This window comes from Nitrospira sp. Kam-Ns4a (assembly GCF_965152595.1).
In genome coordinates this window covers 3459369-3481470 of the sequence record NZ_OZ224218.1, presented here as the reverse complement: position 1 = coordinate 3481470, position 22102 = coordinate 3459369, and the positions used below count along the sequence as shown (strand labels likewise).

General features: G+C 64.9%; 21 protein-coding genes. 12 read left to right on the top strand and 9 right to left on the bottom strand.

Going from position 1 to position 22102, the window contains the following annotated elements:
* From tatA to ACWHYQ_RS17395, 6 genes are all read left to right on the top strand, one after another.
* Positions 1-309: a twin-arginine translocase TatA/TatE family subunit gene (tatA, locus tag ACWHYQ_RS17420; RefSeq protein WP_447973374.1), complete on the top strand. Its 309-nt coding sequence runs from the start codon at positions 1-3 to the stop codon at positions 307-309.
* A gap of 75 nt (positions 310-384) precedes the next feature.
* The gene (locus ACWHYQ_RS17415; RefSeq protein WP_447973373.1) at positions 385-1638 is read left to right on the top strand and encodes an NHL domain-containing protein; all 1254 of its coding nucleotides are present in this window, start codon (positions 385-387) and stop codon (positions 1636-1638) included.
* Between the two features lie 209 nt (positions 1639-1847).
* On the top strand, positions 1848-2570 hold the full coding sequence (locus ACWHYQ_RS17410) for an ethylbenzene dehydrogenase-related protein (RefSeq protein ID WP_447973372.1): 723 nt from the start codon (positions 1848-1850) through the stop codon (positions 2568-2570).
* A gap of 194 nt (positions 2571-2764) precedes the next feature.
* Positions 2765-3109, top strand: coding sequence for a hypothetical protein (locus ACWHYQ_RS17405; protein WP_447973371.1), 345 nt, complete (start codon positions 2765-2767; stop codon positions 3107-3109).
* A 39-nt stretch (positions 3110-3148) separates the two neighbouring features.
* Positions 3149-4444: a multiheme c-type cytochrome gene (locus ACWHYQ_RS17400; RefSeq protein WP_447973370.1), complete on the top strand. Its 1296-nt coding sequence runs from the start codon at positions 3149-3151 to the stop codon at positions 4442-4444.
* Between the two features lie 64 nt (positions 4445-4508).
* A complete protein-coding gene (locus ACWHYQ_RS17395; RefSeq protein ID WP_447973369.1) occupies positions 4509-5750 on the top strand; it encodes a multiheme c-type cytochrome in 1242 nt (413 codons plus the stop codon).
* Positions 5751-5768: 18 nt separating this feature from the next.
* Here ACWHYQ_RS17395 and ACWHYQ_RS17390 read toward each other — a convergent pair whose 3' ends face one another.
* On the bottom strand, positions 5769-6023 hold the full coding sequence (locus ACWHYQ_RS17390) for a hypothetical protein (RefSeq protein WP_447973368.1): 255 nt from the start codon (positions 6021-6023) through the stop codon (positions 5769-5771).
* 281 nt (positions 6024-6304) lie between these two features.
* On the opposite strand from ACWHYQ_RS17390, the gene ACWHYQ_RS17385 reads away from it, so the two are divergent.
* The 3 genes from ACWHYQ_RS17385 to uvrA all read left to right on the top strand — a co-directional run bounded on the left by ACWHYQ_RS17385 (position 6305) and on the right by uvrA (position 11879).
* Positions 6305-8362: a sodium-translocating pyrophosphatase gene (locus ACWHYQ_RS17385; protein WP_447973367.1), complete on the top strand. Its 2058-nt coding sequence runs from the start codon at positions 6305-6307 to the stop codon at positions 8360-8362.
* A gap of 115 nt (positions 8363-8477) precedes the next feature.
* Positions 8478-8675 carry a ubiquitin-like protein Pup gene (locus tag ACWHYQ_RS17380; protein ID WP_447973366.1) on the top strand — a complete coding sequence of 66 codons (198 nt, stop codon included), beginning with the start codon at positions 8478-8480 and terminating at the stop codon, positions 8673-8675.
* Positions 8676-9038: 363 nt separating this feature from the next.
* The gene (uvrA, locus tag ACWHYQ_RS17375; RefSeq protein WP_447973365.1) at positions 9039-11879 is read left to right on the top strand and encodes an excinuclease ABC subunit UvrA; all 2841 of its coding nucleotides are present in this window, start codon (positions 9039-9041) and stop codon (positions 11877-11879) included.
* On the opposite strand, the gene ACWHYQ_RS17370 is transcribed toward uvrA, so the two are convergent.
* From ACWHYQ_RS17370 to ACWHYQ_RS17345, 6 genes are all read right to left on the bottom strand, one after another.
* On the bottom strand, positions 11876-12442 hold the full coding sequence (locus ACWHYQ_RS17370) for a YqgE/AlgH family protein (protein WP_447973364.1): 567 nt from the start codon (positions 12440-12442) through the stop codon (positions 11876-11878). The genes uvrA and ACWHYQ_RS17370 overlap by 4 nt on opposite strands.
* A 63-nt stretch (positions 12443-12505) precedes the next feature.
* Positions 12506-13297 (bottom strand): nitrilase-related carbon-nitrogen hydrolase, encoded by a 792-nt coding sequence (locus tag ACWHYQ_RS17365; RefSeq protein WP_447973363.1) that lies wholly within the window; start codon positions 13295-13297, stop codon positions 12506-12508.
* Positions 13298-13372: 75 nt separating this feature from the next.
* Complete coding sequence (gene smbP / locus ACWHYQ_RS17360; protein WP_447973362.1) at positions 13373-13729, bottom strand: small metal-binding protein SmbP; 357 nt, start codon at positions 13727-13729, stop codon at positions 13373-13375.
* 112 nt (positions 13730-13841) lie between these two features.
* Positions 13842-14714, bottom strand: coding sequence for a sulfurtransferase (locus ACWHYQ_RS17355; RefSeq protein ID WP_447973361.1), 873 nt, complete (start codon positions 14712-14714; stop codon positions 13842-13844).
* 40 nt (positions 14715-14754) lie between these two features.
* Positions 14755-16026: a multiheme c-type cytochrome gene (locus tag ACWHYQ_RS17350; protein ID WP_447973360.1), complete on the bottom strand. Its 1272-nt coding sequence runs from the start codon at positions 16024-16026 to the stop codon at positions 14755-14757.
* A gap of 17 nt (positions 16027-16043) precedes the next feature.
* A complete protein-coding gene (locus tag ACWHYQ_RS17345) occupies positions 16044-16988 on the bottom strand; it encodes a histone deacetylase family protein (protein ID WP_447973359.1) in 945 nt (314 codons plus the stop codon).
* 151 nt (positions 16989-17139) lie between these two features.
* Between ACWHYQ_RS17345 and ACWHYQ_RS17340 the strand changes: the two genes are divergently transcribed.
* On the top strand, positions 17140-17454 hold the full coding sequence (locus tag ACWHYQ_RS17340) for a tetratricopeptide repeat protein (RefSeq protein ID WP_447973358.1): 315 nt from the start codon (positions 17140-17142) through the stop codon (positions 17452-17454).
* A 17-nt stretch (positions 17455-17471) separates the two neighbouring features.
* On the opposite strand, the gene ACWHYQ_RS17335 is transcribed toward ACWHYQ_RS17340, so the two are convergent.
* On the bottom strand, positions 17472-18320 hold the full coding sequence (locus tag ACWHYQ_RS17335) for a hypothetical protein (protein ID WP_447973357.1): 849 nt from the start codon (positions 18318-18320) through the stop codon (positions 17472-17474).
* A 25-nt stretch (positions 18321-18345) separates the two neighbouring features.
* On the bottom strand, positions 18346-18582 hold the full coding sequence (locus tag ACWHYQ_RS17330) for a hypothetical protein (RefSeq protein WP_447973356.1): 237 nt from the start codon (positions 18580-18582) through the stop codon (positions 18346-18348).
* A 506-nt stretch (positions 18583-19088) separates the two neighbouring features.
* Here ACWHYQ_RS17330 and ACWHYQ_RS17325 point away from each other — a divergent pair.
* Together ACWHYQ_RS17325 and ACWHYQ_RS17320 are read left to right on the top strand one after the other, a co-directional pair.
* Positions 19089-20066 (top strand): ISL3 family transposase, encoded by a 978-nt coding sequence (locus ACWHYQ_RS17325; RefSeq protein ID WP_447973355.1) that lies wholly within the window; start codon positions 19089-19091, stop codon positions 20064-20066.
* Positions 20067-20269: 203 nt separating this feature from the next.
* A complete protein-coding gene (locus tag ACWHYQ_RS17320) occupies positions 20270-22084 on the top strand; it encodes a M3 family oligoendopeptidase (RefSeq protein WP_447973354.1) in 1815 nt (604 codons plus the stop codon).
* Positions 22085-22102: the final 18 nt, after the last annotated feature.

Sequence of the window (22102 nt, the reverse complement as noted above, 5' to 3'; positions counted from 1 at the left end):
ATGTTTGGGAGCATCGGGTTCACGGAGCTCATTCTGATCCTGTTCATCGTGTTGATTATCTTCGGCGCGGGGAAGCTCCCCCAACTCGGTGAGGGATTGGGCAAGGCGATCAAGGGCTTCAAGAAGTCCGTCCATGAAGCGGACGCGATCGAGGCGGAAGCCCAGGCTCAGGCCCAAGCGCCGATGCAGGCGGCTAGCGCGTTGCCGCCGCAGCCAGCCCCGGCGCAGACCCCACCGACTGGCCAGGCCATCGAGGCGCCGCCTGCGGCTCAGCCTGTTGGCTCAGGGCAGCCCAGCACAGGCGCGTAGCGGCTGCGAGGCCTCTCCGGGACAGCGGCGCAGGCGCATCAATGCGCCAGAGGAAGAGGGGGCGGAGGAACGAAGATGGGGACGGTTGCAGAACTGGCGGTCGGCTATATCGAAACCTTCGCGGGCAACGGGAAGGCCCGGAGCACCGGCGACGGCAAGCTCGCCACCAAGGCGGGGATTCCACTCCCGCATCACGCGGCGCTGGACAAGGAGGAGCGCTACCTCTATTTCGCGGAGTCGGGATCGGACCGCGTTCGGCGTATTGATCTGCTGGAGGGGACCGTTCACAACTTCGCCGGCATCGGAGAAACCTGCTACAGCGGGGATGGCGGGCCTTGCAGTGAAGCTGGGCTCTATCTGCCGCTGGATGTGGCCTTCGATTCCCAGAACCATCTGTACATCTGTGATTCAGGCAGCAACCGGATCCGTCGGGTGGATCGCGACACGGGGATCATCACAACGGTGGTCGGGACCGGGCAGCATGGCTTCAACGGCGACGGGCCCGCGCTCGAGGTGAACCTGACCTGGCCGGCCGCCATCGCCTTCGACCAGGACGACGTGATGTATATCGCCGACACCCAGGCCCATCGGGTCCGGCGCTACGACCCGCGGACCGGCCTGGTCACCACGATCGCAGGCACGTGGTCGGCGGAGGACGATGCGCGTGAGCAGCCTCTGGTGGCCAAGAACCTCGTCGTGCTGTCCGGGGATGCCATCGGGATTGACTTCACAGGCGATGAGAGCTGGCTGCGGCCGGAATGTTCGACCGGCGTGGACCTGTCGCTCTACCTCGACGACGGCAAGCCGGCCTTGGAGGCCAGGCTGTACGACCTCGTAGGGATCGCAGTGGACAGCCGCGGCCACATCTACGTCGTGGACAAGGGCAGCAACCGCGTCCGCAAGATTGATCGGGAGACCGGTATCATCACCACGGTGGCGGGCGTCTGCTGGTACGGCTTCGACGGCGACGGCAAGCCAGCCGTCAAATCCATGCTGCACGCGCCGGAAGCTGTGATCTTCGACGCCCATGACAACATGTACGTGTCGGACACGATGAACCACCGGGTAAGAAAGGTGGATGCGGAGACGGGCATCATCACCACGGTGGCGGGGAACGGCGACAGCGGCTACGAGGACAAAAACATGGGCGGGTGCGGCATGGCCCGATTCGTCGCCAAGGATGCGCCGGGCATGCTGAAGCACGGTGACGGGCTCCTGGCCGTCGAGGCGGTCGTGAACTCGCCCGTCGGGCTCGCGCTGGATTCGCGCGGGTCCCTGTATATCTGTGAGCGGGGCGAGAACAAGATCCGCCGCGTCAAGTTGTGGTAGCGCACCGGGGCACACGGGGCCCCGGTCGCTGACCAGCGAAGCAGGCTCCGGGGCTTCTCATCCACGGTCCGAATCTGGTCAGATGGGGCACGGGTATGGTGCGATCGGGGCGGTTCCGGTCTTCTTCCGTTCTTTCGCTGTTCTTCGGTGTCTTGGTTGCGGCCCTGGTCCTCGGCTGGTTGAGCATCCCCATTGTCAGCTCTGAGGGGATGATCATCCGATCTCACTTCATCTCCGGCGAGATCCCCACGACGCCAGACGATCCTGCATGGCAAAACATTCCTCCGATTACGCTGCCGCTGAGCGGGCAGGTGATCACCCGGCCAGTGTGGCCGGAGCCCTCCGCTCGAGCCTTGGTGGTCCGGAGCGTGCACAACGGCACCGATCTTGCCTTCCTCCTCGAGTGGGAGGACAACACCAAGAACGACCGGCTGACGCCGGGGACCTTTCGGGACGGCGTGGCAATCGGGTTGCCGCTGGGGGATGCGCCGGCCTTTTTCTGCATGGGGCAGTTGGACCACTACATCAACATCTGGCATTGGAAGGCCGACTGGCAGAGCGATATTGATCGGCGGGCGGCCCGCGCAGGCGAAAAGGGCAAGGGGGGGAGCGGCGAGGTGCGGCGATTCGAGGTGATTCCACGGCGCGCTTCCTCCGTTGAAGATCTGGTCGGCGGCGGCTTCAGCACGCTGACGAGCAAGCAAACGCAGGGCAAGGTGCAGGGGAGCGCGACCTGGAAGAATGGAGTCTGGCGCGTCGTCATCCGCCGGCCGATGACCAGCACCGATCCCGAGAATGAGGCAAGACTGGAGCCGGGACGCCTCCAGGCTATCGCGTTCGCGGTGTGGAACGGCGAGAACAAGGAGCGCAATGGCCAGAAGGCGGTGGCTCCCTGGTTCCAGCTTCTGATTGATCCCATCAAGAAGCTATGAGGGACGCTGACAGGATCAGACTCGCCAGCCGCGACCTGAGGGTCTCCGGTGCGGGAAGCGTGAGGGCTCGGGCGCGCCGGGGCGGATGGTCGGCGCTTCCGCCGTCGTGCTGGACGGTGGTGCTGTGCCTCGTCGCGGCAAGCGCGTGGAGCCTGTCCCCGCCCCTTCCGGCTTCGGGGCAGAGCAGCGACGGGATGACGGAAGAGGAGGCGCTCAAGCTGGGGGAGGAGTTCGGCGTCGTCGTCGGCCCGGTGGACGAAGAGATTCAGAAGGAGCTCAAACTCCAGAAGCCTGTGGGCGTCGTCGTCTTCGAGGTCATCGGGGGGACCCCTGCCGAGATGGCCGGGATCAAGGTGCGGGCGGTCATCAAGGAAATTGACAAGACAGAGATCGTTGACCTGAAGGACTTCGGCCGGGCGTTGAAACGGGTGAAGCAGCAATGTGGCTTCACTGTGGGTACCTATGAACCGGCGGATCCGAACGAGCAGGGCGTCGGGGGCATCATCAATTTTCACTTCGTGCGGTGTCTGAGCGATTGATTCGGAATCCTCAGCAGGCCTCTGGTCGGGGAGCGTGGCATGGGGAGAGGGCATGCGGTAGCGGGCGCAGTCTTGCTGGCGGCGCTGGTTGTCGCTGGCGCGGTGTATCAAGGCCGGGCGATCGCCCAGAAGACCGATAGCCAGGGGACAGCCGAATGGGTGGACGAGATCGAGAAGATCTTCATACGTTCGGAGGATTGCAAGCAGTGCCACGACCGTCACTATGAAGAATGGAAGGGGATGCGCGAGCAGACCCCCGACCTGAAGACCTTCGGGCGCGTGGACGCGGCCTTGCTCCATGGGACCTCGCTCGAATCGCCCATCTTCAAGACGGTCCTCGGGCTCTGGCTGCAGACGAATCCGACGACCGAGGAGCGGACGCGGTGCCTGTCCTGCCACGCCCCGGCGATGACCGTCTTCCCCCAGTACGTTGAAAAGGTCACAGCCCAGGTCCTCTCCGGTAAGGTGGAGATCGAGGGGATTGGGTGCGCCTCCTGTCACCTGATCAACGCCGTCTCGGACAAGGAGGCGCCTCCGCCGACCTTCAAGATCCAACCGGGAAAAGTCATCTACGGGCCGTACGCCGAGCCTGAAGAGAACCTCGTTCATCCGTCCAGCCAGTCCGATGTCTTCCGCGGCGCGAACTACTGCACGGCTTGTCATTTCGATAAAGTCAAGGACGTGACCAGACGGGATCTCCCCGGCGAGATCCTCAAAGGGACCGTCTGTCAGGACTGCCACATGGAGCCGTCCACTGGAAGTTCCACCTCGAAACGCGGCGCGATGACCCGCTCGATCGGGCGGCACTGGTTCCGCGGCGTGGTCATCCCCGGCATCATGCTGAAGAATCGCAATCTGCAGGCCGAGTGGATGCCCCGGCTTGACATCGAGGCGCGGAAGGGCTCGAGCCAGGTGGAGGGGACCGTGTTGGTCCGCACGGGGAGCCTGCCGCACAGCTTCCCGGACGGCGACCCGGTCCTAAAGCAGTATTTTGTCACCATCACCGTGAAGACTGCGGACGGCCAGGTGTTGGCCACCGAAGAGAAGCGCTTCGGCCTTCCCTACGACAAGATCCTCCGGGGGCCGATTCCGGAACCGCTGGTCAAGGGCGGGACGACCAGGCGCATCCCCTTTTCCCTGATGCTCTCGGCGGAGGGAGCCCCGGCGGTGGTGGAGGCCTTGCTGACCTATGCCCTGATCCCGACTCCTGAGCCGACCCTCAAGGAGCGCTATTTGGCCACGCTGCCGACGGACAAGGATCGAGACATGGCGTCGAAACTGATTCAAGAATACACGCAGCCGCGCGTGCTGACGTTCCGGACGAAGGTCTTGTAACGGAGCCTGCTTGCGGATGGATCGCGACAATCCGATCGCGTCTTCGGACGGAGACAGGAGGGACATGCAAGCTGTGGCACGAACGATTCGAACGTGGTTCACTGTCGCCCTGGCTGCGGCGGCGCTCTCATTGATGGCGGTCGTTGCGTGGTGGCAGGTCGGGCTCGCCCAGGATTCCGGGAAAGACCGGTCCATTGACAAGGTGTTCCCACACTCCAACAAGTGTAAGCGCTGTCACGAGCGTGTCTTCGAAGAGTGGGAAACCTCTCCGCTGTCTCGGTCCATTCATTCTCCTGCGTTCCGGGCTGCGCTGGATGAGTACTTGGCCTATTCCGGAGGGAAAGACAAGGCTCTCTGCCTTCGGTGCCATGCGCCGCACATAAACGAGTTCACGGACCAGGTGCAGACCTTCGTCACACAGGTGCAGTCGGGCGAGCCCACCATTGATGGGGTCGGTTGCACCCAGTGCCACCTGATCAAACAGGTGGACCGCACGAGCCTGGTGCCGGTCCCCAAGTATGAGCTAGGGCGAACCCTCTACGGGCCCTATAAGGACTACGTGCAGAACAAAGCGCACGATTCCATGGAACTCCAACTGTACCGGCGTTCCGAGCTGTGCCTGAACTGCCACCTGGCGGTCCCGACAGCGGGCAATCTGGGGAAGAGCAACGACTTGCTCGGGGATTGGGAGCACGGCAAGGCCTATAAGTCCGGCAAGGAGTGCCAGACCTGCCACATGCCGGAGGCGGTCGGGGAGTCCGCGAACGGGGAGAACAAGCGAAAGGTGGCCAACCATTCCTTCCCGGGGCGCGTCGGCAAGCTTCGCCAGGAGGCCGCGCGGCTCGACATCAAAACCGAGGTGCAGGGGCCTCAGACCACCGTGACGGTGACGGTCCACAGCCTGGTACCGCACAACCTGCCGACCACCCATCCGGGGTGGGCCCGGGTGGTGCTTGATCTGACGATCAAGGGCAAGAACCTCAAGAAAGTGTACGGGGAGCAGCGGGTGTACGGGCGGACCTATGCGGATGCCAAAGGTCAGAAGACTGTCTTCGACTTCAAAGCGGTGAAGGTGCTTGAGGACACGGTCTTGAGGCCCGATGAGAGCCGAATCGAGAAATTTACGTTTCCAACTCCGAAGGATGCGCCCTCCTTCGACGTTGAGGCCGCGCTTGAGTACGCACCAGTGAGCGGGCCACCTGAGTTCCTGCAGCGGATCGAAGCAGAGTCGCCCAAGGGGGCGCAGGACCCAGTCTTTCAGCCGATCCCAATCGTCAAACGGGCGGTCAATATTCCGCTCCGCTAGGCGCGATGGGAGGGTAGGTTAATCGGTCCTGATAGTGGACCCCGGAGATTTCACCTTGAAGATCTGAATGGCGGAGTAGATGTTCTTGGCAGGCTGGTTCAAGATCAGCTCGGAGTCCGTGATGTGCGTATCAATTAGCTCGAAGGGGCCGCCGCTGTAGTAGATCTTGCAGCGGTCGATCGTGCAGTTCTTGAAGACGTGGTTGTCCAGCGAGAGTTCCTCCTTCGTGAACTCCTTCCCTTCGACCAGGATGTATTCAGGCTGCAGGCTCATGTTCGCTCACCTCGGCGCCACACTATACCAAAATCCGTTCTGATCCCGCAAACGCGAGGGTCCGTGCCGGCGGGCTCCCTCAGACTCCGTAGAACAAGCTAGGGACGGGTGGCGGCGTTTCGTCTTGATCATTGCGGGACCGTCCGTTACAATGGCCCGGTTTTTGTGATCACGTGACGACGTCCCGCCTGTCCACGGGAACGTGGACAGACGCGTGGCCTGAGATCCGTCTCCGAACCGGTTCAGGTCATCTGCTCGCTTAGCAACGAGAGGAGATTTCTGTGGAAGCTTCGACAGCGATCATTGTCTTCGCGCTCGCGACTGCGGCGGCGGGGATTGGGTATGGGCTCTATCTGGCTCTGTGGGTGTTCAAGCTCGATGCGGGGAACAAGGAGATGCAGCGCATCGCGCAGGCGATCCAGGAGGGGGCCGCCGCCTATCTGAACCGGCAATATCGGACGGTAGGGCTGGTCGCCGCGGTCCTCTTCGCCGTGCTCTGGCTCGCCGGGCTCTGGTCCGACCATTTCGGACTCCTCACCGCCGTCGGGTTCTTGGTGGGGGCTGCCGCCTCGGCGACCGCGGGGTACGTCGGGATGAACATCGCTGTCCGCGCCAACGTGCGGACCGCGCAAGCCGCCCACGACGGGCTCAACGCGGCGCTGACGGTGGCGTTCCGCGGCGGAGCGGTGACGGGCCTGCTGCTAATCGGGTTGGGGCTCCTGGCCGTGACCGGCTTCTACGCGTTTGCGTCGGCCGTCGCGGGTCCGAGTAAGGCCGTCCACGCGCTGCTGAGCCTGGGCTTCGGGGGCAGCCTGATCTCGGTATTCGCCCGCGTCGGCGGTGGCATCTACACGAAGGCGGCCGACGTCGGCGCTGACTTGGTCGGCAAGGTGGAGGCGGGCATCCCGGAGGACGACCCGCGCAACCCGGCGGTGATCGCGGACAACGTGGGCGACAACGTGGGGGACTGCGCCGGGATGGCCGCTGACCTGTTCGAGACCTATGCGGTCACGACGGTCGCGGCGATGGTGCTGGCCTTGACGCTGTTCGGGGGCCAGGGCGAGCCGATCCTGTATCCCCTGGCCCTGGGCGGGGTGACCATCCTGGCTACGATCGTCGGTATTCTGTTCGTCAAGGTCGGTCCGGGCGGGGGGATCATGCCCGCGCTCTACAAGGGGCTCTTCGTGGCGGGCGGGCTCGCCGCCGTGGCCTTCTTTCCTGTCACGATGAAGCTCATGGACGATGTGGGTGGCGTGAGCGGGCTCCATTACTACGTCGCCGCGCTGCTCGGGCTGGCAGTGACGCTCGCGATGGTGTTCATCACGGACTACTACACGTCCAAGAGCTTCAGCCCGGTCCAGGAGATCGCCAAGGCAAGTGAGACCGGCCATGCCACCAACATCATCGCGGGGCTCGCGGTCGGCATGCAGGCGACGGGCTGGCCCGTCGTGGTCATCGCGGCGGCGATCTTGGGCAGCTTCTGGGTCTGCGGCGGGGCGGACGGCGGCGGGCTGTACGGCGTCGCGGTGGCCGCCGTCTCCATGCTCTCGATGGCCGGCATCGTCGTGGCCATTGACGCCTTTGGGCCCATCACCGACAACGCGGGTGGGATCGCCGAAATGGCGCACCTGGGCAAGGACGTCAGGAACATTACGGATCCCCTCGACGCCGTGGGGAACACGACGAAAGCTGTCACCAAGGGGTACGCGATCGGTTCTGCCGGCCTGGCGGCAATCGTGCTGTTCGCCGAATACGCCCGGGCCGTGGCGGGGGAAAAGAACGCGAGCGGCTTCGACCTTTCGAACCCCGATGTGCTCGTGGGGCTATTTCTGGGCGGGATGTTGCCGTTCCTGTTTGGCTCGCTGTGCATGAAGGCGGTCGGCCAGGCTGGCGGGCTGGTGGTCGAGGAGGTGCGGAGGCAGTTCCGGACGATCAAGGGAATCATGGAGGGGACCGCAAAGCCCGAATACGGAACCTGCGTGGATATCGTCACCCAGGCCGCGATCAAGAAGATGATGGTGCCCGGGCTGATCCCGGTGCTGTCTCCCATCCTAGTCGGCGTCATCCTGGGGCCGCAGGCGCTGGGCGGGGTGCTCGTCGGGAGCATCGTCACCGGGCTGTTCGTCGCCATTTCGATGACCAGCGGCGGCGGTGCCTGGGACAACGCCAAGAAGTACATCGAGGAGCAGGGCAAGAAAGGCACGGACACGCACAAGGCTGCGGTGACCGGCGACACCGTCGGCGATCCCTGCAAGGACACGGCTGGCCCCGCGATCAATCCGATGATCAAAGTGATCAATATTGTCGCGCTGCTGATCGTGTCGCTGATCGCCCGGTAGCGCGGATGCGCCCTTGTCTTGACGGCGCGGGTGGCCGGGAGTATTCTGAGGGAGCGTGCGAGGCTGATCGTGCATGACCGAGGTGGTGACCAGTCCGACACCGGGAGGTGCTCCTATGGAGAAGCAAGAGAGGAGACCTGAGTCTAAGCGAGATACCCAGGCCAAGGACGACGTCAAACCAAACCCCAAGGTCGTCGAGACGGGCAAGAAGCTCAAGGAAGACATTGACAAGCTCATTGACGAGATTGACGAAGTCCTTGAGAAGAACGCGGAGGAATTCGTCAAGAACTATGTGCAGAAGGGCGGAGAATAGCCATTTGACCAGGCTCCCCCGCACGCTGTCAGGCAGTCCCCTCGCGGTGCTCGACATGGCGCGCTGCCAGGCCGAGCGCCTGGCGGCGGTTCCTCGCGCCTGCCCCGCCATCCTCCCTGACCGCTGAGACCGACGAGTCTTTCCTCGTGCTGTTCTGAAACCCGAGTCGGGTCGCCCTCCGCCTGTCAGCGGAGGGCCCTCGCAGGCGCCGCCGCGCCTTCAGGTTGTGGCTTGCTGCGGCTCCGGCGCTCCTGTCTCCTGGCCTCGGCTGGACGAGCCGGCCGCGCGGTGCGTCAGCCCCGTGTTGCAGCGCCGACCGGCGCTTGTTACGATGCCCGCGTGCCGAGCAGCCGAGGTGTCCCCGTGACGCAGCCCCGCTCTTCTTCGCAGACCGAGAGTGATCTTGTCGTCAAAGGCGCGCGGCAACACAACCTGAAGAACCTCTCCCTGCGCATTCCGCACAACGCCGTCACCGTCGTGACTGGCGTGTCGGGATCCGGCAAGTCCTCCCTCGCCTTCGATACGCTCTTTGCCGAGGGGCAGTGGCGGTACATGGAGTCGCTTTCCACCTACGCGCGGATGTTCCTGGACCGCGTGGATCGTCCGGACGTGGACCGGATCGTCAACATCAGGCCTGCCATCGCGATCGAGCAGAAGAATCCGGTCCGGACGGCCCGCTCCACCGTCGCCACGGCGACCGAGATCGCGGACCTGCTGCGGCTGCTTTTCGCCAAGATCGGCCACCAGATCTGTCCGGACTGCAAGGAGGAAGCACGCAGCTATGCCTCCGCCGCCGTCGCCGACGAGCTGCTCGGCCGCTTTCCCAGCGCCCGCGCCCGGATCCTCTTTCCGATCACCATGTCCGACGGGGAGTCCGGCGACCAGGTGGCTGCCTCGCTGCTGACGCGGGGCTTCCTGCGGGTCATGAGCGGGGAGGAGACGATTGAGCTCGAACCAGGGCGGCCGTTGCCAGTCGCACGCGGCGCCGAGCTCCATGTCGTGCTGGACCGGCTCCAGCTCAGCCTGGCGAACCGCGGCCGCCTGATCGAGGCCGTCGAGACCGCCTTTCAAGAGGGGCGAGGCCTCTGCTGCGTGGACGTCATCGGGCACGGCCGCCAGGTCTACAGCGCCGACGCGCGCTGCCCCCGCTGCGGACGGACGTTCGGGCCCGTGCGGCCCGTGACCTTCTCGTTCAACCATCCCTTGGGCGCCTGCCCCGCGTGCAAGGGCTTCGGGAACATCCTGCGTTACGACGAGGATCTCGTCATCCCGGACCGAACTCGATCCCTGGCCGACGGCGCTGTGGAGCCATGGACCAAACCCGGCACCGACTGGTGGCAGAAACAGATGTTGCTCGGGATGAAGCGGCGCGGCGTCAACCTCGCCGTACCGTACGCCCGGTTGTCGGAGGAGGAACGGGCGCTCCTCTGGAGCGGCGACGGGCGATTCGAGGGGATTCACCAGTTCTTCGACTACCTGGAGCAGAAGCGATACAAGCTGCACGTGCGGGTCTTTCTCAGTCGGTACCGGAGCCCTTTCCCCTGTGTGGCTTGCGGCGGGACCCGACTCAGGCCCGAGGCGCTGCTCGTCACGGTGGCGGGGTGGACGATCCATCAGGTGTCGGAGCTGACGATCCGCGACTTCGCCCTGTGGCTGGAGCAATTGTCCCTGCCGGCGTTCGACGCGGCCGTGGCTGCGGACCTGCTCCGACAGCTCGCGTGCAAGGCGGGGTTTCTGCTCCGGGTTGGCCTGGGTTATCTGACGCTCTCCCGGCAGACCCGAACGCTCTCCGGAGGGGAGTCGCAGCGGATCGCGCTCGCGAGCCAGTTGGGCTCCCATCTGGTGGGGACCCTCTACGTGCTGGACGAGCCGACCATCGGGCTCCACGCGCGCGACACCGAGACCCTGGCAACGATCCTCCGCGATCTCGCCGCAGCGGGCAACACGGTCGTCGTCGTCGAGCACGACCGCCAGGTAATCTCGTCGGCGGACTACGTCGTCGAGCTGGGGCCCTGGGCGGGCGAGCGGGGCGGGGAACTGGTCTTCACGGGCCCTCGGGAGCGCTTTCTGGCGGCCGACGCGTCGCTGACCGCGCGCTACCTGCGGGGCGAGGCCACGATCCCAGTGCCGGTGGCCCGCCGGCGCGAAAACGGGCGCGCCCTCGTGATCGTGGGTGCCTGCGAGCATAACCTCAAGCACCTCACCGTGAAGATCCCGCTCGGCATGCTGGTCTGCGTGACTGGCGTGTCGGGTTCGGGCAAGAGCACGTTGGTGAACGACACGATCTACCGGGCCGTCGCGCGGGCCTTCCGGGTCGCCTCGCTCCCGATCGGCCGGTTCACGGCGATCAAGGGCCTCGAGCACCTCCGCGGCATACGCTTGATTGATCAGGAGCCCATCGGGCGGACGCCCCGGTCCAATCCCATCACGTACCTTAAGGCCTTCGACGAGATTCGCTCGATCTTCGCCGCGCAACCGGAGGCCCGGCGCCGCGGGCTCACGCCGGCCCACTTCTCGTTCAATACAGCGGGCGGCCGCTGCGAGCGGTGCCAGGGCAACGGCTACGAGAAGCTGGAGATGTATTTCTTCGAAGATCTCTACGTGACCTGCGAGGACTGTCAGGGACGCCGGTTCCGACCCGATGTCCTGGCGGTGCAGTACCGCGGCAAGACGATCCATGACGTGTTGGAGATGACGGTCAGCGAAGCGTTGGCCTTCTTCTCCGGCGCGACCAGACTGACGGAGAGGCTCCACCTGCTGGCCACGATCGGGCTGGGGTACCTGCGGCTGGGGCAGCCTGCGACCACACTGTCCGGCGGCGAGGCACAACGTCTGAAGGTCGCCGCGGAGCTCGCGGCCGCCGGCGCACGACCGGGGTCCCGGAGGGCGCTCACAGGCGACGTCCTCTACATTTTGGACGAGCCGACGACAGGGCTGCACTTCGAGGACATCAAGAAGCTCCTCGGCGTGCTCGGCAAGCTGGTGGACGCCGGAAACACCGTGCTCGTCGTGGAACACAACCTGGAGGTCATCAAGACCGCGGACTGGATCATTGATCTAGGGCCAGAAGGCGGCGAAGCGGGTGGGCGGATCGTGGCGGAAGGCCGGCCCGAGCAGGTGGCCGACGTGGCAGCGTCCCACACGGGCAGGGCGCTACGCCCCCTCTTGCACCCGGCCGGGCTACCGGGGACTGCAGAAGGCTAGTTCAGGCTAGGGTCAATCGGCATTTCGGCATAGATCTCGAAAGGCCCGCCCAACGACCGGAGGATGTCCGGCCACACGCGGGCCGGGTCCTTATCAAAGACCACGGCCGGGTCGGCCGGGAGCGTGATCCAAGAACCGGTCTTCAACTCGTTTTCGAGCTGGCCGGGGCCCCAGCCGGAATAGCCGACAAAGGCCCGGAACGCGGCCGCGCTCCCAGACGCCAGCAGCACCCGCTCCAACACGCCCATGTCCCCGCCGAGGTAGACCCCGTCAAAGACATGGTGGATACCCGTCGGCTCCTGGGTGAGCCGGTAGAGGATCAGCACCTGATTGGGCTGCACGGGTCCGCCCGAGTACAGGATGTGCCGCTGCCCTTCGAGGACGGGAACCTGGGGGAGTGCCTCGGAGAGCAGCATACCGGTCGGGCGGTTGACGACCACGCCGAGTGCGCCCTCGGGCCCATGCTCGCACAACAGGACGACGGTTTGCCGGAAGTTCGGGTCCCGAAGCCCTGGGCTGGCTACGAGGAAGATGCCCTTGCCGAGTGGACACCGCTGGAGCATGCACTCATCCTACACAGCGTGGCAGGTCGGGTGCAAGCCGGGAAACGCGGGCACGGGAGGTGGTCACAGGCCGTAGAGGCCAGGCCGGCGGTCTCTAAGAAGGTCGTTGTACTGGTTCAGAGTCTTGTCGCGAGCCTCGCGGGGATCTACTTCCAGGATGGTCAGATCCTCCCGGTCCCGCAGCGCGCGGTAAAGAATGTGGCCGTCCGGGGTCACGATCTCGCTTTGGCCGATGTACGTGAGCCGGCGCTTCCCGCCCCGCTTCTCGGACCCGATCCGGTTGGCCGTGATGCTGAAGACGCGGTTCTCAAGACAGCGGGTGACCATGGCGTTGGGGCAGTGCGGCAGGACCAGGTTGGCGGGGTGACACAGGATGTCGGCACCCCGGAGGGCCAAGGTCCTGGCCGCCTCAGGGTAGAACCAGTCGAAGCAGATCAAGAGCCCGACCTGGGCCGGCCCGATGTCCCAGACCAGAAATCCGGTGTCGCCCGGCGCGAAGAACAGCGTCTCCTCGTAGAACAGATGGGCCTTCCGGTAGGTCCCGATCCAGCCGCCTGGACCGACCAGGACTGCGGAGTTGTAGCACCGGTCCCCCGCCCGCTCGGCCAGGCCGGCGACCAGGTACGTGCCCCGGTCCCGCGCGAGCGCAAGGAGCCGCTGCGTGGTCGGGCCATCGGGGATCGGCTCGGCCAGGTCGAGCACTTCCTGCCGGGACACGAACTGGTAGCCGGTCGCGAACAGCTCGGGAAGGACCAGGAGGTCGCAGGTCACATGCCCAACCGCGGCTGCGACCCGGTCGAGGTTGCGCTTGACCTCGCCAAAGGCGGGATCGAACTGGAAGAATCCGACACGCACGCCCCGTCACCTCAAAACGAAAACGGGCAGGGATGCGCACCCTGCCCGCTTCCGAAGACACCTTGAGACCGCCGACTATTTCACTTCGGAAAGATGCATCACCGCGCTCTCGGCGTGCTTGGTGGCCACATCCGCATGGCCGGCCTTCCCGTGCTCGACCGCGCTCTTGAGCTCCTTGACGCCCTCGGCGAGGTGCGGGTTCTTCGAATCCTTCTGCGCAGCCTCGGCGTGCTTCAGCGCGCCTTCCGCGTGCATCGTCAGCTCCTTGGCATGGCCCGCCTTCCCATGCTCGACGGCCTCCTTGGCGTGCGTGACCGCCTCGGCGACATGCTGGTTGCCGCCTGCCAAGGCGAGGGACTGGCTGTAGGGAAGGTTGAGGAGTCCGGTCATGAGGCCGACGGCGAACGCTCCGATGAGGATCTGTCTGGTCATGGGGTCTCCCTCCTGTCTGAATGCTGGTAAAGGGCCGTCAGAGGCCCGACGACGTGCTCGGACGCGGGAGCGCCGACTGTTGAGCGACGATACCACGTGGAATTCTCTAGAGTCAAGACGGCCTGGGCTGCTCCTGGGTTCTGACCTTGTACAGCAGTTGCGGGTCCGTCGCGACCGGCGCGGCGAAGTCCCGGCTCCACTCCCACCACGAACCGGGGTAATTGCGGACCCGCGGAAAGCCGGCGAGCTTCAAGACGCAGTACAACCAGGAGGAGCGCACCCCGCCGGTGCAATAGCAGATGACTTCCTGGTCCTCGGACAGCCCCTTCTCGTGGAGGTGCTGACGGATGACCTCCAGATCCTTGACGGTCGCGTCCGGGTTCAGGAAGGCGTTCCAGGGGACACTGATGGCGGAGGGGATGTGTCCGGGCCGCGGGATGCCGATGATCTCCTTCCCGGCATATTCTTCCAGGCTTCGCGCATCCGCAATGGTGACGCCCGGATGCGGGCCCCGAACCAGTTTCTTCAGTTCGTCCTTCATGACGATCAATTCCGGCTTGGGCGCGGCGCGGAAGTTGCCCGGCTTCGGGGTGACGACGCCGTGCTCGTACTTGCGGTGCTCGGCGACCCACTTGACCCAGCCGCCGTCGAGGATCTTGAGCCTGGTGTGTCCCAGATATTCCAGCATCCAGTACATGCGGCCTTCGTCGCCCCAGTTGTCGAAGGGGTTCGAGTAGATGACCACCTCGCTGTCCTGGTTCACGCCCAGCGCCTGGATCCGCTGCTCGATGCGGGCGAGGTCCGGATCCAGCAGGCCCTTCGCGGCCGCGTTCGGGTCGCTGAATTCGTGCCACGTGGCGTTGACCGCCCCCGGGATGTGCCCGCCGTACGCGTAGGCGGCCTTGCCGCGGACGTCAATGACGACGAGATCGCTGTGCCCTAAGTGCTGTTCCAACGTCTCGGTATCCATCAACATCGGATGCATGATGTCCCCTTTGTTCCGGCTGGGGGTGCGGATGACCGCCTTATCCGTGGGAACCGGCGGACTTGGCCGCGCACCCGGTTCGTGGATCCTGGGCGGCCTCCAGCGCCGCCGCCAGGTCCTGAGAAAGCGGAAACGCGCGCTCGTAAATCGTAAAGGTGTACGGGTCGTTCCCGGTTAGCCCGTACCGGGAGACCAGCATCTCGTGCTGGCTGTCCGTCAGGATATGGTATCGGACGCGGGTGGTCAGCGTAAAGCCGGCCGGTCGGGCCGGCAGCGTGTAGTCAAAGGTGTACGCGCGGCTGGCCAGCGGCAGGAGCCGGTTGTCGTACAGCTCGAGTATGACCGGTTGCCAGAGGATCCAGCGCCCCATCGTCTCGGCCTGGGTGGCTATGACCCGTCCTTTCGCGTCCTTCACAAGGAATTCAACCGTGAAATGCCGATCCGGATCCCCGGTCGGCAGCTTATGGCCCGCACCCGCGTTGATCAGCGTCAGGGTGAAGCGGATTGGCTGCCCCGGAATCGGCACGGACGGCTCAGCATCCACCTGGACTGCCACAGCGCGTCGGATCATCTCGGGATCATGGCCGCCGCGCCAGAGGTGTTGTCGGCCATGCCGGAGGGGACCGCCCTCCGCCACAGGCCGCTCCACTTCCGGCATGTGGCAGCTCTGGCAGATCATCCCGCGCTCCTGCATGAAGAACTTCCCCTCGTACTCTGCATACGTCCCGCAGGGACCGACATTGTAAAACTGAGCCGGCCCCGACACGACGTTGTGGCACCGGTAACAGAGCTGCGTGGTCCGGAACGCCGGGTCGAACTTCGTTGGGTGCGGGGCGACGGAATCGTCGAAGGGTCCGAGGATCACGCCGTCACGGACGTGACAGGCCGCGCAGGAGATGCCTTCCTTTTGATAGTCCGGGTCGTAGTGGGGATTGGGCACCTGGGCGGCCTTCTCGACGCGGCCGCGGGGGATCTCCTGGACGACCGTAGGCTGCTGGCTATCGAGCGGGGCGTGGCAGTTCAGGCAGACCCAAATGTTCCGATCCTTCCTCCAGTAGGCCTGGAAGAAGGGATCGGTGTAGGCACGGGCGTGAATGCTGGTCTTCCACTCCTCGTAGATCTCGCGGTGACAGGAGCCGCAGGCTTCCGCCCGCAGGCTGTCGAGGCCAGCCGGGATTGGCTGGGAGGGGATGGCCCGAGCGTAATCGGCCCGGAGGCCGAAGATGACCACCGGCTTGACCTCGGTGTAGTAGAGGTAGACCAGTCCGGCGACGATGACGGCGATCAGGAGAATCGTGTGGGCTCGTCGCATGGATCCAAGGTCCGAGGCTACGCCGCCAGCAGGGTCAGGAGGTGCTGTTCCACGGAGGCGGACAGAGCCCTTAGGTTGTAACCGCCTTCGAGGCAGGAGAGGAGGCGCCCGCGGCAATGGCGCCGGGCGATCCCCGCCACGATGCCCGTCAACTCGCCGTATCCCTGCTCGGTCAGCCGCATGCTGGCCAGCGGATCGTCTTGGTGGGCATCGAAGCCAGCGGAGATCAGCACGAACTCAGGCCGGAACCGGTCGGCGGCTGGGACGAGGAGCCGGTGGAACAAGTCCCGATAGGCCTCGTCGCCCTGGCCGGGCGGCAGGGGTACGTTGATGATCAGGCCCTCTCCCCGCCCATGGCCGCGTTCGGTCTCCCGCCCGGTGCCGGGATAATGCGGATACTGGTGGGTACTGAAGAAGAGGACCGAGCCGTCCTCCTCGAACACGTGCTGGGTGCCGTTGCCGTGGTGCACGTCCCAGTCCACGATGAGGATGCGCGCGATTCCGTGGCGACGCTGCAGGTAGCGGGCGGCGATGGCGACGTTGTTGAATAGGCAGAATCCCATCGCGCGATTCCGTTCGGCATGGTGGCCTGGCGGACGGACTGCGCAGAAGGCGTGGTCCACGTGGCCGGCCATGATTGCGTCGGCGGCCGCCAGCGCCCCTCCGGCCGCCAGATAGGCTGCGGGCAGCGAACCCGGCGACAGGGCCGTGTCCGGATCGAGGGCGGCATAGCCGACCGCAGGCTCGCGGTCCTTCAGGCTTTTCACATAGGACGGAGCGTGGACCAGCGTGAGCCACTCGTCGGCGGCCGGCACAGGCTCAATCCGGACAAGGCGGCCTAGGAGGCCGCTGTCTTCTAGACGCGCGACGATGGCGCGAAGCCGCTCGGGGGATTCCGGATGGCCCGGGCCCATCTCGTGCCTCAGGTAGTCTGGGTGGTAGACGAATCCGGTTCGCCCCATCAGCGGCTCCACTGCTGCGCCCAGCCGGGGGCCGTGCGCGCCAACTAAACGAGCACGTATCGTAGCACGCCGGAATCTTCGTGGACAATTGCCCAGGGCCCATAGTAAAGTGCCTGGACAGTGGAGCACCCTGCCTCATGGAGGACCCAGCGTGGCGCATCCGAGAATCGAGCCGCTCAAGAAGTTCCTGGCCGTGGATCCGAACGACGAGGTCGCCTGGTTCGGATTGGGGAAGGCCTACATGGAGGAGGGCGACTACGCGGAGGCGGCGGCTGCCCTGGAGCGCTGCGTGAGCGTCAAGCCCACCTATTCAGCCGCGTACCTGGCGCTGGCCCAGTCGCTCCACAAGCTCGGACGGATCGAGGACTGCCGGCAGGTCTGTGACCAGGGCATCGCAGTCTCGACCAAGAACGGCGACGCCATGGTCACCAAGAACCTGGAGACACTCCGGCAGAGCCTCGGGTGAGCTGACCTAGGGTTTCGCTACAGAAGTCTGGCGAGCAACTGGATCCCGCGCCGGCTCAGGGGATAGCCCGGAGCTGGGTTCGCGACCAGCAGTTGCACGCGCGGCTGCCTGCTCTGCTGGGGCGAGCGCTCAACCATCCAGACGTTGGCCAGCCGGACTGCCGAGCGCGCCGGTGAGGGAGTCACCTGCCAGAGCGAGAGCAGCACGGCGCTGACCTGCCGGACAAGCGGCAGGATCATGCTCACCGTTCCCGCCAGGTGCCGGATGTCGAGCGTCGGGACACGTGTGTCCGGGTAGGGGATCGTGATGGCGAGCACAACCGGCTCGCAGTAGTCCGTAAGCTGTCTGGCCTTCTGAACGATCCGGGCGACGATCCGGTTGACCAGGACCTGTCCGTCGCTGCCTTCGTCAGGACCCTGCCGGGAGCCAGCCGCATGCGTGGGGAGCCGGCGGGAGCCGCCTGATCCCACCATGGCTGTCACCTCGACAAAGAACCGGTCGGAGCCCAGCATGCATTCAAGGTCGGCGGTCTTCGCCTGCGATTCCGGGAGGAACCCCACCGCGCACCCGGCCTGGAGCAGCTGTGCGGCCAGACTTACCTCGGCGGCCGCTGATTCCAGGGCGCCTCGATTGCGGCTGCGCAACCGGTCCCAAAGCCGCGCGAGGCGGACCCGGCTGGCCCGGTCGGCACAAGCGTGGTGCAGGGCCGCCCACTGCGCCGCCAGAGCAGCCTCCCCGGTGGGGGAGCGGCTGCCGCCGGTCTGTGACGGTCCGGGCGGAGCTTGGTGGAACGTGTGGACCAGGCTTCTTCGGAGGATCGCCTCTGACCGGACTAGCCGGCTTCTACGGTTGCGGTACCGCCTCATGGGGTTTCCTGACCGTTTGACAGAATCAGCTTTCCGGTTCACCTAGCAATTCCGGATGCTTACGGGCAATCTCCTTGCATAGCTCGTCCAGCCAGCGCCCGGTATGGCCGAGCACCTCCCGGACCATGGGTTCCGGGTAGCCCGTCCGCCGGATTGTCCACTGGCAGACGTATTCGAGCAAACTGTCCCGCTCAAAGGTGAAGATCGAACTGGTCGCGAGAGAGCCGAGTTCCCCAAGACCGGTCCTGATGATTTCTGCCACAGTCTCCCGTCCATAGGACGTCACTGCAGTCACATATTGGACCGCCCGGTTAATCTCGCTGTCCGTCAAAGGTCGGCTCTTGACGGAATGTTGAACGGGCCTTTGTCCAACCATGCAAGAGCAAAGGGCACCTGAGACGAGGTACGCTCTGCCCTTCGATCGGGAAAATCGGAGGCCAGGGAGGATCGCGCAGATGCCCAATGCACCCCATTGTCTCACCGAACGGTTGGGGATTCCAGGGTTCCGAATCACGGCCATCGAGCAAGGCTGGGTCGGCACGCGAAGCCAGGTGGTGCTGCGGCTGACCAGGACAGATCGGAGCCGGTTTCGCGGTCGCGGCTGCGGGCAATGGACGACCAGGGCGGTGCGGGACTCGGGAACGCACGGCCCACCACGTGATCTGGTGGGAGCCCGTCACCGTGCTGACGTGCTGGGAGTCCCGAGTGCACGGCCCGACCTGCGGCCTGACGGGGGAGGCCTTGCCGTGGCTGGCCACGTAGGCCCGGGTGACCACGGCCTTGGCCGGCTTGGTGGCCGAGCTGGGCCAGGGGATGACCGTGAAGGCCGTGGCCGTCTTCCAGGCGTGGCCCCGCGACCCCGTCAAGGCCTTTGACACGGCGGCCCTCCGCAGGGCGCAGCAGACCCGGTCGCTGGAGGGGATCCCCGTGCTGGGGATGGACGAGATCAGCGTAGGCAAAGGCCACCGGTACTGGACCCTGATCAACGCCCTGGAGGGGCCTCGGGGCCCAGCGAGGCTCCCCGTGGTGGAGGGCCGGAGTGAGAAGAGCCTGCAGCGATGTTGGCGCTGGTTTGGCACGGACCGGGCCGCCACGATCACCCACGCGGGGATCGACCTGGGTCGGGCCTTCGAGACCAGGATCCGGGCTCACGGCTGCCCCCAGATCACGGGCGCGGTTCGGGGGGGCCAGATCATCGACGACACGTTCCCTGTGAGGCGCCATCTCACCGAGGCCCTCAACACCGTCCGCAAGGCCGAGCTGCGCAAGGCGCTGGGCCGGTTCACGCAGACCTTGGCGGGCAAGAAGGTCGTGCTGCTCACGCGCCGAGCTCGGGTTCGCGGCAAGGCCCGCAAGGCCCTCGACGCCGTCCTCGCGGCCAGCCCCAAACTGCTCAAGGCGCATCTTCTCAAGGAGTCCTTCGGTCACCTGTGGGACTCCCCCGACAAGGGCGGCGCTCGCCGGTTCTGGGAGCCCTGGAAGGCCCAGCTCACGTGGCAGCGGATGCCGGCCTATCGGAAGTTCGTCACCCTGGTGGAGCGTCACTGGGAGGGCATCCTCGCCTTCTGCGACAAGCAGGGCTCGCTGGGATCCAGCGAGGCGAGCCACGTGACGGCCCGCAACGTCATCCGTCGGGCCTATGGCTACCGGGACAACGAGGACATGAAGCTCAAAATTATCCAAGCCTGTACGCCTTGGATGGCCGAATTCCGTCCCTGGAGGGTTTCATTCAACAATTCGGCATGAGCCCAAAGGTCTGCCCCCATCCAGGCCAAGAATTCTAACATCGCCGTTGGACCTGTCAACCGACCCTCACAGGGGTTGCGCGTCTAATTGCTACCTGACATATATTTGTAAGTTATTATAAAACAAAAAGAAAAATGCATTTTATGAAGCCTGACAGGGGGTGGTATGATTTCCCAGACTACGATGCGGTTTGGGGAGGCAGCATGAAGCGGACGCTGATGAAGCGGATGAGCATGAAGGCCTCATCGCAGAGCGCCACAATGGGCCCGGAGCGGTGGGACCTGACCCATCTGTTCCAAGATCCCGTGGCGGAATTCGGGGGATTGGTCAAGGATCTTGACGGCCGGATCGTGGAATTCGAGTCCTGGCGGGCGCGGCTAAGCCCCGGACTGTCCGAGCAGGACTTTCTGACGCTCCTCAAGCAGAACGAGGATATCGCGGTCCGCGCGGCCAAGCTTGGCGCATACGCCTATTTGTGGTTCTCCGAGGACACCAAGAATCCGCAGGCGCGGGCGTTCAAGTCCAGGGTGGAGGAGCGGTTGACCGCGCTTCAGAATCGCACCCTATTTTTCGATCTCTGGTGGCAGAAGCTGGACGAGGAGAATGCAGCCAGGCTTCTGGCTGTCTCAGGCGACTACCGGTATCACCTGGAGTCCATCCGCCGGTTCAGGGACCATACGCTCTCGGAGTCGGAAGAGAAGATCATCAACCTGAAGAACTCAACCGGCCGGAGCGCGATCAACACCCTCTATGACGTTCTGACCAATGGGTTCACCTTCACGTTGACCGTCAACGGGAAGCGGAAGTCCCTGACCCGGGAACACCTGGCCGCTTTCCTGCGCAGTCCGCGGGGGGCGCTCCGGGAGCGAGCTTACAAAGAGCTCTACCGCGTGTTCGCCGCCCAAAGCGACGTCATCGGGGAGGCCTACACGGCGCTGGTCAACGACTGGAAGAGCGAGAACCTGGAGTTGCGGAAATACGCCACTCCCATCGCGGCCAGGAACCTGGGGAACGATGTTCCAGACCAGGCGGTGGACGCCCTCCTGGCAGTATGTACGAAAAATGCGGGGGTGTTCCAGGAGTACTTCCGGATCAAGGCGCGGCTCTGCAGGATCAAGCTGATGAACCGTTACCACATCTATGCCCCACATCGGGCGGACCGCAAGCGGTACCGGTATGCGGACGCGGTCCGGATGGTCCTGGACGCCTATCGGAGCTTCTCGCCCCGGCTGGCCGATCTGGCGGAGCGCGTGTTCGCCGAGCGCCACATTGATGCGCGGACTTTGCCGGGCAAGCTCAGCGGTGCTTATTGCTACAGTATCGCGCCCGGCCTGACGCCTTATGTCTTGTTGAACTTTACGGGCGAAGCGCGCGACGTGGCCACGCTGGCTCACGAACTGGGCCATGCGGTGCACGCAATGATGGCGGCCGACCATTCCGTGTTCACCTTCCACGCGACCCTCCCGCTGGCGGAGACCGCCTCGGTGTTCGGGGAGCGGATTCTCTCGGACGCGCTCATGGCCCAGGAGTCCAGCCGGGCGGTCCGGCAAGGGCTCCTCCTGGCCCAGCTCGACGACATGTACGCGACCATCATGCGCCAGGCCTATTTCGTGCTGTTCGAAAAAGCCGCTCACGAGATGATCGCGAACGGCGCGTCTGTGCAGGATCTAGCCGCGGTCTATCTGGCCAATCTCCGCGAGCAGTTCGGAAAAGCGGTGACAGTGCCGGACGAGTTCCGGTGGGAATGGCTGACGATTCCGCATCTCTTCGGCAGTCCCTTCTACTGCTATGCCTACAGCTTCGGCAACCTGCTGGTGCTGGCCCTCTATCACCGATATAAGCAGGAGGGCGCTGCCTTTGTGCCGAACTATCTCAACTTACTGGCCGCCGGTGGGTCGAGGAGCCCGGAGGCGCTCCTCGGCGAGATCGGCATTGACATGCGCTCGGAGGCGTTCTGGCAGGCGGGCTTCGACACGATCCGGGCTATGGTCGAGGAGCTAGCTCGGACGGTGGACTAGCCGGCCACCCCGCACCTG

Coding starts and splice junctions, on each gene's coding strand:
- ACWHYQ_RS17320 (WP_447973354.1), top strand. CDS start 20,270: ATGAAGCGGACGCTGATGAAGCGGATGAGCATGAAGGCCTCATCGCAG.
- ACWHYQ_RS17410 (WP_447973372.1), top strand. CDS start 1,848: ATGATCATCCGATCTCACTTCATCTCCGGCGAGATCCCCACGACGCCA.
- ACWHYQ_RS17415 (WP_447973373.1), top strand. CDS start 385: ATGGGGACGGTTGCAGAACTGGCGGTCGGCTATATCGAAACCTTCGCG.
- ACWHYQ_RS17350 (WP_447973360.1), bottom strand. CDS start 16,026: ATGCGACGAGCCCACACGATTCTCCTGATCGCCGTCATCGTCGCCGGA.
- ACWHYQ_RS17380 (WP_447973366.1), top strand. CDS start 8,478: ATGGAGAAGCAAGAGAGGAGACCTGAGTCTAAGCGAGATACCCAGGCC.
- tatA (WP_447973374.1), top strand. CDS start 1: ATGTTTGGGAGCATCGGGTTCACGGAGCTCATTCTGATCCTGTTCATC.
- smbP (WP_447973362.1), bottom strand. CDS start 13,729: ATGACCAGACAGATCCTCATCGGAGCGTTCGCCGTCGGCCTCATGACC.
- ACWHYQ_RS17395 (WP_447973369.1), top strand. CDS start 4,509: ATGCAAGCTGTGGCACGAACGATTCGAACGTGGTTCACTGTCGCCCTG.
- ACWHYQ_RS17345 (WP_447973359.1), bottom strand. CDS start 16,988: ATGGGGCGAACCGGATTCGTCTACCACCCAGACTACCTGAGGCACGAG.
- ACWHYQ_RS17355 (WP_447973361.1), bottom strand. CDS start 14,714: ATGCATCCGATGTTGATGGATACCGAGACGTTGGAACAGCACTTAGGG.
- ACWHYQ_RS17370 (WP_447973364.1), bottom strand. CDS start 12,442: ATGCTCCAGCGGTGTCCACTCGGCAAGGGCATCTTCCTCGTAGCCAGC.
- ACWHYQ_RS17390 (WP_447973368.1), bottom strand. CDS start 6,023: ATGAGCCTGCAGCCTGAATACATCCTGGTCGAAGGGAAGGAGTTCACG.
- ACWHYQ_RS17405 (WP_447973371.1), top strand. CDS start 2,765: ATGACGGAAGAGGAGGCGCTCAAGCTGGGGGAGGAGTTCGGCGTCGTC.
- ACWHYQ_RS17400 (WP_447973370.1), top strand. CDS start 3,149: ATGGGGAGAGGGCATGCGGTAGCGGGCGCAGTCTTGCTGGCGGCGCTG.
- ACWHYQ_RS17335 (WP_447973357.1), bottom strand. CDS start 18,320: ATGAGGCGGTACCGCAACCGTAGAAGCCGGCTAGTCCGGTCAGAGGCG.